At 59.1% G+C, this 14,560-nt stretch carries 10 protein-coding genes and 1 rRNA gene; all 11 read right to left on the bottom strand.

Annotation, left to right across the window (positions count from 1 at the left end):
• Window positions 1-54: 54 nt before the first annotated feature.
• The 11 genes from cysG to rrf all read right to left on the bottom strand — a co-directional run bounded on the left by cysG (window position 55) and on the right by rrf (window position 14,406).
• Window positions 55-1,470 (bottom strand): siroheme synthase CysG, encoded by a 1,416-nt coding sequence (cysG, locus tag Q1A06_RS19470; protein WP_299567614.1) that lies wholly within the window; start codon window positions 1,468-1,470, stop codon window positions 55-57.
• The gene (locus Q1A06_RS19475; RefSeq protein ID WP_299567616.1) at window positions 1,467-2,402 is read right to left on the bottom strand and encodes a glycosyl transferase family protein; all 936 of its coding nucleotides are present in this window, start codon (window positions 2,400-2,402) and stop codon (window positions 1,467-1,469) included. The genes cysG and Q1A06_RS19475 overlap by 4 nt, the downstream gene beginning before the upstream one ends.
• Complete coding sequence (locus Q1A06_RS19480) at window positions 2,399-4,975, bottom strand: nitrate reductase (RefSeq protein WP_299567618.1); 2,577 nt, start codon at window positions 4,973-4,975, stop codon at window positions 2,399-2,401. Before Q1A06_RS19480 ends, Q1A06_RS19475 begins: the two co-directional genes overlap by 4 nt.
• Window positions 4,972-5,307, bottom strand: a complete 336-nt coding sequence (nirD, locus tag Q1A06_RS19485) for a nitrite reductase small subunit NirD (protein ID WP_299567619.1) — start codon at window positions 5,305-5,307, stop codon at window positions 4,972-4,974. The genes Q1A06_RS19480 and nirD overlap by 4 nt, the downstream gene beginning before the upstream one ends.
• Window positions 5,304-7,733 carry a nitrite reductase large subunit NirB gene (gene nirB / locus Q1A06_RS19490; RefSeq protein WP_299567621.1) on the bottom strand — a complete coding sequence of 810 codons (2,430 nt, stop codon included), beginning with the start codon at window positions 7,731-7,733 and terminating at the stop codon, window positions 5,304-5,306. Before nirB ends, nirD begins: the two co-directional genes overlap by 4 nt.
• A 4-nt stretch (window positions 7,734-7,737) precedes the next feature.
• A complete protein-coding gene (locus tag Q1A06_RS19495) occupies window positions 7,738-9,426 on the bottom strand; it encodes an ABC transporter ATP-binding protein (protein ID WP_299567623.1) in 1,689 nt (562 codons plus the stop codon).
• A gap of 5 nt (window positions 9,427-9,431) precedes the next feature.
• On the bottom strand, window positions 9,432-10,505 hold the full coding sequence (locus tag Q1A06_RS19500; RefSeq protein WP_299567625.1) for an ABC transporter permease: 1,074 nt from the start codon (window positions 10,503-10,505) through the stop codon (window positions 9,432-9,434).
• Window positions 10,506-10,569: 64 nt separating this feature from the next.
• Entirely contained in the window at window positions 10,570-11,940 is a 1,371-nt protein-coding gene (locus tag Q1A06_RS19505; protein WP_299567627.1) for a CmpA/NrtA family ABC transporter substrate-binding protein, read from the bottom strand.
• Window positions 11,941-12,183: 243 nt separating this feature from the next.
• On the bottom strand, window positions 12,184-13,335 hold the full coding sequence (locus tag Q1A06_RS19510; protein WP_299567628.1) for a CmpA/NrtA family ABC transporter substrate-binding protein: 1,152 nt from the start codon (window positions 13,333-13,335) through the stop codon (window positions 12,184-12,186).
• A complete protein-coding gene (locus Q1A06_RS19515) occupies window positions 13,332-13,916 on the bottom strand; it encodes an ANTAR domain-containing protein (protein ID WP_299567630.1) in 585 nt (194 codons plus the stop codon). The genes Q1A06_RS19510 and Q1A06_RS19515 overlap by 4 nt, the downstream gene beginning before the upstream one ends.
• 375 nt (window positions 13,917-14,291) lie before the next feature.
• A 5S ribosomal RNA gene (gene rrf, locus Q1A06_RS19520) occupies window positions 14,292-14,406 on the bottom strand.
• Window positions 14,407-14,560 lie beyond the last annotated feature (154 nt).

Here is a 14,560-nt window from a genome sequence, read left to right on the forward strand (position 1 = left end):
TCAAGCGCGCACCGCCTTCGCGGAAGATGTAGAAGAGTCATTTACCGGATAAGTTCAGGCGACGCTGAACTCGCCCTGATTTCGAACCGTTACCGTTCCAAGGGAACTGGAATGCTCCGCATTCTTTCGCAATTTCAGAAATAGCATTGTCGTATCTGTGATGTGGTAGCGATTTAGTGTTGCCGGAAGCGACGCGATATCGCAGGTCGCCACGATTTGCTTTTCCGACTGCGCATGAGCCACGATAGTGACACAAATGTCCGAAACGCGATGGTGTGTCGCCAAGTATGCGCTGATAGCCGGAGCTGTGGTGACCGCCATGTAGAGAGCGATGCAACTGCCCGGCGTGAGGTTTTTCACGGCCTCGGGGATCGCGCACCCGTCCGCGAAATGCCCTGTCGTGAGAATCAAAGTGTCGATCGCCTCTCTCTCTGTAAGGGTTTGACCGCTTGCCGCAGCAGCGCCGCAAGCAGCCGTCACGCCCGGCACGATTTCCAGCGGGATTCCTGCGGCACGAACGGCGTCCAACTCTTCCATGCCGCGTGCAAAGATACCGGGATCACCGCATTTCAAACGGACTACGCGTGCTCCGTTTAGCGCAGCAGTGACTACAGTCTGTGTGATTTTGGCTTGTGGCCAACTGTGGCAACCGGGTTGCTTGCCGACATACACACGCTCGGCATCGCGGCGGGCAAGTTCAAGAATTGCGGGATCGACAAGACGGTCGTAGTAGATCACGTCCGCCTCTTGCAGACGCTGAACCCCGCGCAACGTAATCAGATCCCTCGCGCCGGGTCCTGCACCGACAAGTGTAACACTTCCGCCCGTGTCCTGACCGAATTCACCAGTGGTGATTGCCTGTTTGATCATCTGCGCCGTTTCGCGGCCCGCGCCCCGTGCGTGAGCGCGGCGCGGGGCATCACCAAACACCCAGCGCCACAGATCGCGCCGTGCACGCGACCCAAGGCGCGCAGCGGCGCTGGCGCGCAAGCGTCCCGCTAAAGAAGCCAGATCGCCAAGGTTAGGCTCCAGCATCTGCTCGATTTGCGTCTTGATCTGACGCGCGAGCACCGGTGCCGTTCCTTCTGTTCCGATGGCCACTACAACTGGATCCCGATCCACGATGGACGGCGTGATGACATCGCACAGAGCGGGCTGGTCCACCACATTCACCGTAGCCCCCGCCGTTTTGGCCAAGCAGTGCAGCGCCATATCCGCGCCGGGACAACCTGTTGCAATGAACACGAGTGCGGTGTCGGTCAAATCATCAGCAAGGATCGCGCCGCGCTTGTGAGTGATGCGGTCAGCATTCACCAAAGCGGCAAGCTCATCATCAAGACTGTCACTGCGCAGGACGATCCGCGCGTCAGTCTTGAGCATCAACCGCGTCTTCTGCGCTGCTTGCTCTGCGCCGCCGATGATCACGACCCTGCGGCCCTCCATCTGAATGAACATGGGAAAGGTTTTCATGCGGGAACTCCTTCGTTTACGGTCCGGTTGGCCCACAACGCCTGCGCCGTGTGCTGTGCCTGTCCAAGCGTGATCGCGGGGTCGGCGGTCCACAGCGCGAGAGCGGCGGTGCCTGTCACGGTCGCTTCGGCGAAGGCATCGTGTGCGCTGCCCTGCCACAGGGCTAGCGGATCGACCTGGGCATCCAGATCATGCAAGCGGCGGGTCTGTGACAAGATTGCGGGAGCGGTCTGCTGGATATGCGCGCCACCGCGCAGACCAAAACAGATGATGTTCTTGGAGGGGTGTCGTTCAAACTCCCCGCCGCCGCCCTTGATGATGGTGAGCGTTTTCTGGCCCAACAACTTGGCGGCCCGAGCCTGAAGGCTGCGGTAGGATGGGTGGAAGACCCCCTGCACCGTGACCGGCGCGCGTGAAGGGTTCCACATCCGCAAGACGGTGTTGATGCAGGAGCGCAGGCCCAGATCGGCTCGTAGATCCAGCATTTCATACGCCTTCAGACAGAGTTCTTCCAACGGGTCATAACGCACCATCGGCCCCGCCAACGCATGGATGTCGTGTCGCTCAAGTGTGACGTTTTGATAGGCGTTGTGCCCGTGCATCGAGATGCGTAGCCCCGTTTGTGCCACGAGCCTTGCCGCGAGTAAGTACAGCGGCGCACCGCGGCTGCGACCGGCGGCATAGCTTGGCCAGTCCAGATCAGCGGCGGGTATCGTACCGATTACATGCGACCGCAACGCGGCGGTAAAACCGGCAATCTCTTGCGGCTCTTCCCCGCGCAACCGCAGCACCATCAGCAGGGCGCCAACGGCCTCGGGTGCGGCGCGCCCTTCGAGGATCACGCCCATCGCCTCGCGCGCCTCATCGAGTGTCAGCGCCCGCGCGCGCCCCTTGCCCTGGGCGACGATCCTGACGAAGGGCGCGAGGGTCATTCGGCTGCCACCGGCAGCGCCGCCTGCGCCACAAGGCGGGCCAACTCTGGCTTGCAAGAGCCGCAATTCGTGCCCGCGCAGGTCACTTTACCCAAAGCGTCGACCGAACGTGCGCCTGCATCTACTGCCGCCTGCAGCGTATTCTGACCCACGTTGAAACATGCGCAAATCACATGACCCGGATCAGGCTGGTCCTTGCTCATCCGTCCGGACAAGGCCGCAAGCGGCGGCGTGGCCGTACCCACATACGCGATTGCCGCCGTGCGGGACAGGATGACAGGTTGGGGGGCGGCATAGAACACTGCCTTCACCACGCCCCCGTCGTAGAGTGCGATGCGCATACTGCCCACGGTGGCGTCTTCCGAAATGGAGGCGGTCGCATTGGGCATCTGTGCTATGTCCCGAACGAAATACCCCCAATCCTCGGGGGGCTCGACCCCTGCCATTTCAACCTGCCAACCCGTCATTGTGCGGGCGATCGCGGCGTAAGGCGTTTGCGCTGTGGGCTGGGCGGCGCAAGCCAGAAACCCGTACCAAGCGGCCTCGAACAGGCTCACCGATACATGTCCGCGCTTCAGCGCAGGCTGACCAGAGACCGGATCGGTCACAGAAGAGATCACGCTGTTGACCGTGCCATTACGCGCGGTTTGTCGTGTCCAATGCATCGGCGCGAAAGGCTGTCCTCTCGCAACACGGTCCGTGACCATCGCACGCAGGATCACGCGTCCCAGCGTGTTGCGCACGTCAACCAGATCACCGTGAATGATGTCCAATTCCGCAGCATCGGCGGGATGGATCTCAAGATAAGGTTCCGCCAGATGCGCCCCGAGCTTCGGGGCCTTACCGGTGCGCGTCATGGTATGCCATTGATCACGGTTGCGGCCTGTGTTCAGGATCAGTCCGGACCGTTGCATTGCAGGTGCCAGTACTGGAACCATCCGGGCCTTGCCGTCGGCATGATAGAATTTGCCATCCGCAAAAAAGCGTGTGTCATTGTGCGGCCACTGCGTCGGACGCAGATTGGCGAAATCCGCATCGGCGAAAACGCTGAGGTCCAGATCGCGGTCAAAAGGGCGGGCCGCCGCATCCAGCGCAATGTATTCGGCAAAGACATCGGCAGGCGTATCGTAGGCGAACGCAGCGCCAAATCCCATCCGTGCGGCCACATCGCTGATGATGCGCCAATCCGGACGTGCCTCGCCGGGCGCGCTCATAAACGCGCGCTGGCGCGAAATGCGGCGCTCCGAATTAGTGACCGTGCCGTCCTTTTCCCCCCATCCCGTAGCGGGCAGCAGCACATCGGCCAGATCACCCGTATCCGTCCGTGCCATGATGTCGGACACGGCGACGAAGGGTACGTTTCGGATCGCCTTTGCCACCGCTTCCGCATCGGGCATGGAAACGGCGGGGTTTGTCGACATTATCCATAGCGCCTTGATCTTGCCCGCCGCGCAAGCATAGAACAGATCGACTGCCTTCAGGCCCGCCACCGAGCAGATCGTCGGGCTGTTCCAGAAGGTCTGCACCGTGTCACGGTGGGCTTCGTTCTCGATGTCGAGATGGTTGGCTAGCATGTTGGCCAAGCCACCCACCTCGCGGCCGCCCATGGCGTTGGGCTGTCCTGTCACGGAAAAGGGGCCGCAACCCGCCTTGCCGATACGCCCTGTCGCAAGATGGCAGTTCAGGATCGCACCAACTTTGTCCGTACCGCTTTCTGACTGGTTTACACCTTGGGAATAAACGGTGACGACCTTGGGCGTTCCCGCCCATAGTTGGAAAAACCGTGCGATGTCCTCGGGGGCTGCTCCGCAGTCCAACGCATCGCTGGAGCGCGCCGCAGCAAGTGCCGCGCGGCATCCGCCGACGTGCGCCGCGACATATTCCAGGTCGAGTTTGTCATGATCGGCGAGATACGCGAGCAACCCGTTGAACAGCGCCACATCGCCATCAGGCGCGATCCGCAGATGCATGTCTGCCAGGTCACAGGTCGCTGTGCGCCGGGGATCGATGTTGACGACACGCATATGGGGCCGCACGTTCTTGGCCGCTGCGATGCGTTGGTACAGTACCGGATGACACCACGCGAGGTTTGAGCCGACGAGCACGATCAGGTCGGCTTGCTCCAGATCGGCGTATGTACCCGGCACGGTGTCGGTGCCAAACGCCCGTTTGTGCCCGGCGACAGAGGAGGCCATGCAAAGCCGCGAATTCGTGTCGATATTGGCAGAACCGATGAAGCCCTTCATCAGCTTGTTGGCAACGTAGTAATCCTCAGTCAGCAATTGACCAGAGACATAGAATGCCACGCTATCGGATCCATGATCGCGTACCGCATCGCCGAAACGCCGTGCCACAAGATCCAGCGCGCTGTCCCAATCTGCCCGATCGCCCGCGATCTGCGGATGCAGCAGTCGTCCGTCAAGATCAATCGTCTCGCCCAGAGCCGAGCCCTTGGAACACAGGCGCCCAAAGTTGGAGGGGTGATCCGGATCACCCTTGATCGTGCCATCAGCCCCCGCCAACACGCCGCAGCCGACGCCGCAATACGGACATGTGGTCCGCGTCAGGCTCATGCCGGTGTTCGTGCGGCGATCACGACCTTATCGAGCAGGATGCGTCCGTTTTCGACGCGGGCAGGATACGTGCGCACACGGCCGCTGTCCGCGCCCTGTGCCTCGCCCGTGTCGAGCGAAAATACCCAGTTGTGCAGTGGGCATGTGACCGACGCACCGTGTACGATCCCCTCCGAAAGCGGCCCACCTTTATGCGGGCAGCTGTTGTCAAGCGCATACACGTCATCTTCGGCGGTGCGGAACACCGCAACACAGCCCTGCGCTGTCCTGACCACCCTCGCCCCGCGGCGCGGTACGTCGTTCAGGGCGGCGATATCCATCCAATTGCTCATTCCGCCGCCTCCAACACAAGGTTCGCCAAAGGCTGATAGCTATCGTATTTCTGCGCCACATGGGCCGCCCAAGGGTCATGCCGATAGATACTCTGGCTCAGTTCGAACCGCTCGATCAGTGCTGCCTGTTCCGTCTCGACCCGCTCGGTGATCCAGTCGAGCCCGACCTTGGACATCCATTTGTAAATCCGGTCGAGGTATCTGGCATTCTCGCGGTACAGCTGTGTCACCGCTTTGATGACAGCAATCGCCTCTTCCTCGGTAGCGACCTGAGTCAGATGCTCGGTCTCTTTGACGTCCATGCCTGCCGCTCCGCCGATGCTGATCTGATAGCCGCTGTCGACACAGATCACACCGATATCTTTGCACGTCGCTTCAGCACAGTTGCGCGGGCAACCCGACACTCCGAGTTTGAGCTTGTGCGGCGTCCATGCACCGTGCAGCGTCTTCTCCAGCTTGATGCCAAGGCCGGTGCTGTCCTGGGTGCCGAAACGGCAGTGATCGGTGCCCACGCACGTCTTCACCGTCCGCAGCCCTTTGGAGTAGGCATAGCCGGACACCATGCCCGCAGCGTTCAGATCGGCCCAGATTGCCGGCAGGTCTTCGCCCCTGACGCCCAACAGATCTATGCGCTGGCCACCGGTAACCTTGACAGTGGGCACGGCGAATTTATCCGCCGCATCAGCAATCGCACGCAGCTCGTGCGGCGTGGTGATCCCGCCCCACATGCGCGGCACGACGCTGAAGGTGCCGTCCTTTTGAATGTTCGCGTGCTTGCGCTCATTGATGAAGCGGCTTTGGGGGTCGTCCTGATATTCGAGCGGCCAGTCCGCGAGCAGGTAATAGTTGAGCGCGGGGCGACAGACGTGGCACCCGCAGGACGTCTTCCATCCGCACTCCTGCCAGACTGCGGGCATCGAGGTAAGGCGTTGCGATTTGATCATGCGGCGTACGTCTTCGTGGGTCATGTCGGAACAGCCACAGATCGGCGCGGCGGCGGGCAGGACGAAATCTTCGCCCAAGGTCGCGGCCAGAACCTGCTCGACCAACCCTGTACAGGTGCCGCAAGACGCGGATGCTTTGGTCGTTGCCTTGATCGCTGCCAGGTCTCCCGCGCCTGCCGCAATCGCGTCCTCGATCCGACCTTTGCAAATGCCGTTACAGCCACAGATCTCCGCATCACGCGATAAGGCTGCAACGGCTGCGAGCGGGTCCAGCGGGGCCCCTCCTTGATATGCGGGTCCGAAGATAAGCGTGTCGCGCATCCCGGCGATGTCGGTTCTGTCGCGAATGAGACCGAAAAACCAATTGCTGTCGGCAGTATCGCCGTACATCACGGCGCCGATAACGATGTTGTTTTCAACCACCAATCGGCGGTAGATTCCCCGTGCAGGATCGCGGAACACGATATCTTCGCGCCCTTCGCCGTCCGTAAAATCACCTGCACTGAACAAATCACAGCCGGTAACCTTGAGCTTCGTCGAAAGCTCCTTTTGTACGAATACCGCGTCTTCACCCAACAAGGTCTTGGCCGCCACCTTCGCCTGATCATAGAGAGGCGCAACGAGGCCAAATATGGCACCATCATGTTCCACACATTCGCCAACGGCGAGTATGTCCGCGTCCGACGTCACCATCCGGTCGTCCACATGAATACCGCGACCGACGGCCAGACCCGCCTCAGCAGCGAGTGCTACGTTCGGACGAATACCCACTGCCATGACCAAAAGATCACAGGGTAATTCGGTCCCATCATCAAGCAGCAGCGCACGGACGCGACCCTCCGCACCCAGTATCTCTTTAGAGTTGGTCGAACATCTGATCTTGATGCCTTTGTCCACGAGCGCCTTGCGGAGCAGATAACCCGCCGCCTCGTCCAGTTGACGCTCCATCAGATGGCCCATGATGTGTACGACCGTGACGTCGACACCGCGCGCGGCCATGCCGGCTGCCGCCTCCAGCCCCAGAAGACCGCCACCGATCACCACACATTTGTCGCCTGGTCCAAGACCCATCATCCGCTCGGTATCCTCAAGATCGCGGTAAGCGATGACACCTTCCAGATCGTGACCCGGTAGCGGAATCATGAAGGGAGTCGAGCCGGTGCCGAACATCAACTTGTCATAGGGCAACACGTCTCCATTCTGCGCGGTCACTGTCTTGGACTCTCGGTCAATCGACGCAATCCGCTCTCCGAACCGGCAGGTCACACCGTTTTCTTCGTACCACGCCAGCGTATGGGTTTCGATCTCGGCATAGGTCTTGTCCCCCGCCAGCACGGGTGAAAGCATGATGCGATTATAGTTACCGCGCGGCTCTGCATTGAACAGGGTCACTTCATAGGCGTCGGAGGCGGTATCGAGCAGTGCCTCCAAAGCGCGGCCCGTGGCCATACCGGCCCCGATGATGATGAGCTTTTGTGTCATGCAATTACTCCGCTGCGATGGGTTTGGGGGATGAGATCCTGGCCGCCTTGGAGGTGTTTCCGTGCTCGTATTCTTCGAGAAAATCGAGCACCTCCTGCCGGTAGGTGTAGTAATCAGCGTGCTCCAGAAGCGCCTTGCGCGTGCGCGGGCGGGGCAACTTCACATCGGTAATCTTACCGATGGTAGCCTGCGGTCCGTTTGTCATCATCACGACACGGTCTGCCAAAAGGATTGCCTCATCGACACCGTGCGTAACGCAAACGGCAGTGACCTTCGTGCGCGACCAAACCTCCATCAGGACCTCCTGCAACTCCCACCGTGTGAGACTGTCGAGCATTCCGAAAGGCTCATCCAACAGCAGTAGTTTCGGCGACAGAGCAAAGGCGCGGGCGATGCCCACGCGTTGCTTCATCCCGTTCGAGAGCGAAGCTGCACTCTTGCCCATGCTGTCGGCCAGCCCGACACGTTCGAGGTAATATTCCACCACGTCCTGCCGCTCTTCGCGCGATGCACGGGGATAGACCTTGTCCACTCCGATCGCCACGTTTTCTTTCGCCGTCAGCCAAGGGAAGAGGTTGGGCGATTGAAATACGACCGCACGCTCGGGGTCGGCGCCCTCCACGTTCCATCCATCCAGCCGGATCGCGCCTTTGGAGATCGGATTCAGCCCCGCCGCCATGGTCAGCACTGTGGATTTGCCACAGCCGGAGTGGCCGATCAGCGAGATGAACTCGCCCTTGTTGACTTTGAGGTCAAAATTTTCGACCACAGTCAGCGGCCCTTTGGGCGTGGGGTAGACCTTGTGCAACTGCGAGAAATTGAGATAGCGTTCCTCGATCGGGCTTCGCTGCGCCTCGGCCACAACTTTGGGAACCGCATGGATGGGAGTGACGTTGGGCAGGGCTTTCGTTTCTTCGACCTTCGCCTTGATGCCTACGTCCATCAGATATTTGGTGACACTGGCGCGCAGAGCCTTGAACGCGTCATCGTTGTTCATCGCCATCCGGTCACGCGGGCGCGGAATTTTCACTTCGATGGGATCGGCCAACGTGCCATCCGGGTTCAGCGGAACAATCCGGTCAGCAAGCAATATGGCCTCATCGACATCGTTGGTGATCAGGATGCAGGTCTTCTTGTCCTTCTCCCAGATGTCCAGGATCTCGTCGGCCAGATTGGCGCGGGTCAGTGCATCCAACGCAGAAAGCGGTTCGTCCAGCAGCAACATCTCCGGGTTCATCGCCAGTGCCCGCGCCACCGCAACCCGCTGACGCATACCGCCCGACAGTTCGGCGGGACGGCGTCCGGTAGCATGCGAAAGGCCCACCATCGAGACATAATGATCAATCTTGGCCTGCCGCTCCGTTTTGCTCAGCTTCGGAAAAACCGCATCGACCGCCAGCCCCACATTGCCGCCCACCGTCAGCCAGGGCATCAGTGAATAGCTTTGAAAGATCAGCCCGCGTTCCGGTCCAGGTTCGGTGATGCGCGCGCCACGGTAGGTCAGTGTACCGCTGTCTGGCATCTCCAGGCCTGCAATCAAGTTCATCAGCGTTGATTTGCCCGTACCGGAGAAGCCGAGGATGGCAAGGAACTCACCCTCCTTCACCTCGAGATTGATTTTTTTAAGAACTTCGGCGCGATGGGTGCCGACGCCAAAACCCTTGTTGACGTCCTTGATGCTCAGAATGCTCATGCCGCTCACCGGTTTGCCGAGAAAGTAAAGGCGGACTGCAGCGCATACATGACACGGTCCAGCAGAAAGCCGATGATGCCAATGGTGAAGACGGCGACCATGATTTTGGCGAGGCTGCGGCTGGAGCCGTTCTGGAACTCATCCCAGACGAATTTGCCAAGGCCGGGGTTTTGCGCCAGCATTTCAGCGGCAATCAACACCATCCAGCCCACGCCCAGACTAAGGCGCAAACCGGTAAAGATGAGCGGCAATGCAGAAGGCAGCACCAGTTTGGTGATCTTTGTGTAGGTGTTCATCTTGAGCACGCGCGACACGCTCACAAGGTCCTTGTCGATGCTGCTCACACCCAGTGCCGTGTTGATCAGAGTGGGCCACAGCGAGCAAAGCGTGACCGTGATTGCAGAGATCAAAAACGAACGTGAGAACATCCCGTCGTTCGTGGCGTAGACGGCCGAGACAACCATTGTCACGATCGGCAGCCATGCCAGCGGTGAAACCGGTTTGAAAATCTGGATAAGCGGATTGAGCGCCGCATTGGCCGTCTGCGACAGCCCCGCCGCGATGCCCAGCGGGATGGCGATGGCCGACGCGATCAGAAATCCGAAAAAGACCGTTTGGATCGAGGTCCAGATCTGATCGTAGTAGGTCGGGCGGCCGGTATAGACACGCGTGCGCACGTCCTCGGCACGGCCATCGGCAATCAACTTGGCGTTGCGCACATCCTGACGCGCGTAGAACGCGGCCTCTTTGGTGCTCTCGCGCTGTGCATCGGCGTGAAGCCCGACGGCCTCGGTCCAGACCTGCGCGGGACCCGGGACCGCACCCAGCGAGGTTTGCACCTTGGGGGCCAAGGTTCCCCACGCCACCAGAAACAGCAAGATCGCCAACAGCGGGACACCCAAAAGACGCCAGACTTCGAATAGCTGCGCGCGCGGGTTATCCCCCGCTGCCGCCTTCAGCATTGGCGTCAGCCAGCCAAGGCCGAATACCTGAAACCATGTGTCGGCCTGGTTGATGCGGGTGAACAGACGCGCGCGGCGGGCATCGGCGCTCAATGTATCGGGATCGGTGACGGACATATCCGGGCTCCTGGATTCGGGACGGGCAAGAGGCCTCCCGCGTTAAACGCGAAAGGCGCAGCGCTCAGTTCTGGATCTGGTTGTTTACGATCATCTGTTGGCCTTTCAGGCCGATCGGCAGGCTTTTCAGGTAGGCATTGGGCATGCGTCCATCATAAGCGATGCCGTCGATGACATCCTCGGCGGGTGTGGGCGTTTTGAAGCCGTCGCTGTCCCACGGGAAATCAGCCTCGCTTGCCATACCTTCATCCACCAGCAGCCGCGCCGCCTGCAGATAGACATCGGGGCGATAAACCTCTTTGGCGGTATCCACGAACCATTCGTCGGTTTTGGGTTCGGCGATCTGGCCCCAACGACGCATCTGGGTCAGGTACCAGATGGCGTCGGAGTAGAAGGGATAGGTCGCATTGTAGCGAAAGAATACGTTGAAGTCGGGTGCGGGCCGTACATCGCCTTTCTCAAACTCGAAAAAGCCGGTCATCGAGTTGGCAATCACTTCTGCATCCGCCCCCACATATTCAGAGCGTGACAGTATATCGACCGCCTCTTCGCGGTTGGCGTTGTCGTTCTCGTCCAGCCAGATCGCCGCCCGGATGAGTGCCTTGGTCAGCGCAATCGTGGTGTTGGGGTTTTCGTCCGAGAATTCCTTGGTGACGCCAAAGACCTTCTCGGGGTTGTTTTTCCACATCTCATGATCGGTAACCACAGGCACGCCGATACCTTTGAAAACCGCCTGCTGGTTCCAGGGCTCACCAACGGAGTAGCCAAAGATAGTGCCTGCCTCCATAGTGGCTGGCATTTGCGGCGGGGGTGTCACGGACAAAAAGACATCGGCACCGATCTGGCCCGAGATATCGTCGGGCGCGTAATAGCCGGGTTGAAGGCCACCGGCGGCCAGCCAATAGCGAATTTCGTAGTTGTGCGTCGATACGGGAAAGACCATGCCCATGTTGAATGGCTCGCCACGATCCTTATAGCTTTCGACGACTGGCTTGAGTGCGCTCGCGCTGATCGGATGTTGCGGACGACCATCGTCCATAGTGGGAACATTCTGTTTCATCTGCGCCCAGATTTCATTGGAGACGGTGATGGCGTTGCCGTTGAGATCCATGGAAAATGGCGTGATGATATGCGCCTGCGTGCCATATCCGATGGTCGCGGCCAGCGGTTGACCCGCCAGCATATGCGCTCCGTCCAACTGCCCGTTGATTACGCCATCGAGCAGGACCTTCCAGTTCGCCTGCGCCTCCAGCGTTACGAACAGGCCCTCATCCTCGAAATAGCCGTTCTCATAGGCCACGGCCAAAGGTGCCATATCGGTGAGTTTGATAAACCCGAAGGTCAGCTCATCCTTTTCGAGATCCAGCATTTGAGCGTAGGAGGCCGTGGCCAACACGCCAGTCGCGGCGAGCACGTAAGGGAATTTTCTCAACATCGTCAGTGTCCTTTGTCTGGCCGGGTAGAGCCTGCAAAACGAAAAAAGCCGCACGTAAGCATCACGGAAAATTCCATGGTTCTTACGAGCGGCTTTGCTCTTGGGGGTGTTCCACCTTCATTGGCAGAATGAATTCAGACAGCAGTGTCTGATCCGTTGCAGTCAGAATTCAGCAGTTTGTAGAGTGGTTCAAGAATTTTCTGCACTGCCGCATGAATTTCTCTCGTGGTTCATTCAAGTGCCTCAATATTCACCGGAGGGTGCTGCAAAATCGAACGTCCTGCCGTCAAAAAATGCATCCGGCGCAAGAATCATCTGCCCGCGGGAGGACGCAACAGCGGTCTCTTGCGTCATCGCCCCTTCGACTTTTTCGGACGCACCGGGCAGGTCCGCTCCGATGGGTCCAAGGTTCTGCCGGTAGAGATCCGTCCTGAAACACGCTTTCGCCGCCTCTATACCCTCGGCACCCGCACCCAATTGATCCGCAATCCACGCTGCCTGGCTGCGCCAAGGGAAGGAGGCGGCGTGTTTGTGAAACATCAAGAAGCGATCGACCTTGGTAGGAAACCCACCCTGGGTGAGGGTAAGAGACCCGGTGACGGCAGGCTCGATCACGTCATGGGAGAGGTCAAGATGTTCACTGCGGCCCAAAATCTCGATGGCCAGGGGTTTGTTTTTTTCTACATCCAACCAGCGCGCGGCATGGTAGACAGCCCGCATCAGGTGGCATGTAGTATCGGGGTTCTTAGCGATCCACTCATGGCGCGCCGCCAGCACTTTTTCCGGCGCAAAGCCCCAGACGTGCCGCCCTGCCATTACGATGGTTCCCACGCCACGCCCGACGATGGCACTACCCCAAGGCTCCCCAACCCAAAAGGCATCTACATGCCCTTCCGCCACGGCTGCAGCCATGCGCGGCGGTGGCACGGTCACAACCTCTACTGACAGATCGGGCGCAGAGGCAGTCCAATAAGATAATAGCAATCGGTGCATGGAAAAGGGAAATGGCACGCCAACACGCAGGGGTTTTCGCATCTGCACCGTCAGGACAGAGAGCAAAGCCTGCGGATCGCCAAATGGAACGCCACCCAATTTCTGCGCCAGCGGGATCGAGAGCCCGAACACCGTGCCGTTCGCCGACAGTCCCATCAGCGTATCGATTTTTGCCGCCAACCCGCCAAGGCCCAGCGACATCGCCACCGGCATCGGCGAAAGCATTTGAGCGGCGTCCAAATGTCCCAACGCCAGCATATCACGCAATGCCGACCAAGATGGCTGGCGGATCAGATTAAGGTCCAATCCTTCTTCACCGGCGAATCCCAATTCGCGCGCAATGATAAGAGGCGCACAATCTATCAACGGGACGTAGCCGCAATTCAGCACGGTACGGCTCATGGCATCAGATCCGCCGCTGTCACCAGGGCTTGCGCAACGTCAATCACCTTGCGCCCCTGATCCATTGCGGCCTTGCGCATCAGTTTATAAGCGTCATCTTCGGATATTGATCTCCGCCGCATCAGGATGCCTTTGGCGCGGTCGAGGGTTTTGCGATCCTCCAGTGCCTGTTTGGCCGCATCCAATTCCGATTGCATCTGACGCATCATCTGGAAGCGTGCGATGGCCGTCTCGATCACCGATTTGATCCGATTCATCTGTAGACCGTCGACGACATAGGCACTGACGCCGGCGGCGAGGGCCGCTTGGGTCAAATGCGGATCGGTGTGATCCACGAACATGGCGACTGCGCGCGATTTGATGTCTGAAACAGCCCCGATATGCTCCAGCGTGTCGCGGTCCGGATTGGCCATATCGATGAGCACGATGTCGGGGGCATGTTTGATGATCGACCGCTCGAGGCCGGAGACCTGCGCAATCGCGTGCACATCCGCCCACCCCGCATCCAGCAACGCGTCGATAATATTTTTCGCTTTGGCATCATCAGCCTCCACGACAAGGATACGAAGGTTCTTTCTCATCCTTTCGGATTAGCGATTGATCGTACTAGGGGAAATGCACACGATCTAAAATCAGATCGGATCCTAGCCGTTTGTCTATTTCTTATGCGTTTGAGAGATGTGAAGGCACGTAATCGTACACGTCAAGATCTGATGCTTGGTGTTCAGGTGGGATCGGTGTGAGGTGCCCCTAGATCTGTAGGCGGTTAGCTTGGTAATTTTGAAACCGAGGAGAGATGGTCACAAGAAGACCAAAACCTAAACAGAGCTAACCTAAATTACCGGACCCAAAGGGGAGCAGATCGGTGTCGATATATTGCGTGAGCCGCGAGGTGTTGGTTATTATTTGGGGGGGTATTGTTATCGTATAGAGAGATACGCATGAGGATTTATTAGGTTTGGCGATGACCTACTCTCCCACGTCTTAAGACGCAGTACCATCGGCGCTGTAGCACTTAACTGCCGGGTTCGGGATGGGACCGGGTGTTTTGCTTACGCTGTGATCACCAAACCAACTAAATCCTCATGTCCAAGTCAGTACGCTGATCATGCGCTACCGCGTTGCTAAGTGCGCGCGGGCGCTGATTGTGTGTGTATGCTCTTGCAGTCCGAACAGAAGTCTCTCTGTTACTGGATCAAATCAAGCCTATCGAGCCATTAGTACC

It is taken from the genome of uncultured Sulfitobacter sp. (assembly GCF_947497275.1).
Lineage (GTDB): Bacteria > Pseudomonadota > Alphaproteobacteria > Rhodobacterales > Rhodobacteraceae > Sulfitobacter.

What these genes read in the sequence shown, in the direction of transcription:
- cysG (WP_299567614.1), bottom strand. Translation starts at nt 1,470, where the DNA reads ATGAAAACCTTTCCCATGTTCATTCAGATGGAGGGCCGCAGGGTCGTG.
- Q1A06_RS19475 (WP_299567616.1), bottom strand. Translation starts at nt 2,402, where the DNA reads ATGACCCTCGCGCCCTTCGTCAGGATCGTCGCCCAGGGCAAGGGGCGC.
- Q1A06_RS19480 (WP_299567618.1), bottom strand. Translation starts at nt 4,975, where the DNA reads ATGAGCCTGACGCGGACCACATGTCCGTATTGCGGCGTCGGCTGCGGC.
- nirD (WP_299567619.1), bottom strand. Translation starts at nt 5,307, where the DNA reads ATGAGCAATTGGATGGATATCGCCGCCCTGAACGACGTACCGCGCCGC.
- nirB (WP_299567621.1), bottom strand. Translation starts at nt 7,733, where the DNA reads ATGACACAAAAGCTCATCATCATCGGGGCCGGTATGGCCACGGGCCGC.
- Q1A06_RS19495 (WP_299567623.1), bottom strand. Translation starts at nt 9,426, where the DNA reads ATGAGCATTCTGAGCATCAAGGACGTCAACAAGGGTTTTGGCGTCGGC.
- Q1A06_RS19500 (WP_299567625.1), bottom strand. Translation starts at nt 10,505, where the DNA reads ATGTCCGTCACCGATCCCGATACATTGAGCGCCGATGCCCGCCGCGCG.
- Q1A06_RS19505 (WP_299567627.1), bottom strand. Translation starts at nt 11,940, where the DNA reads ATGTTGAGAAAATTCCCTTACGTGCTCGCCGCGACTGGCGTGTTGGCC.
- Q1A06_RS19510 (WP_299567628.1), bottom strand. Translation starts at nt 13,335, where the DNA reads ATGAGCCGTACCGTGCTGAATTGCGGCTACGTCCCGTTGATAGATTGT.
- Q1A06_RS19515 (WP_299567630.1), bottom strand. Translation starts at nt 13,916, where the DNA reads ATGAGAAAGAACCTTCGTATCCTTGTCGTGGAGGCTGATGATGCCAAA.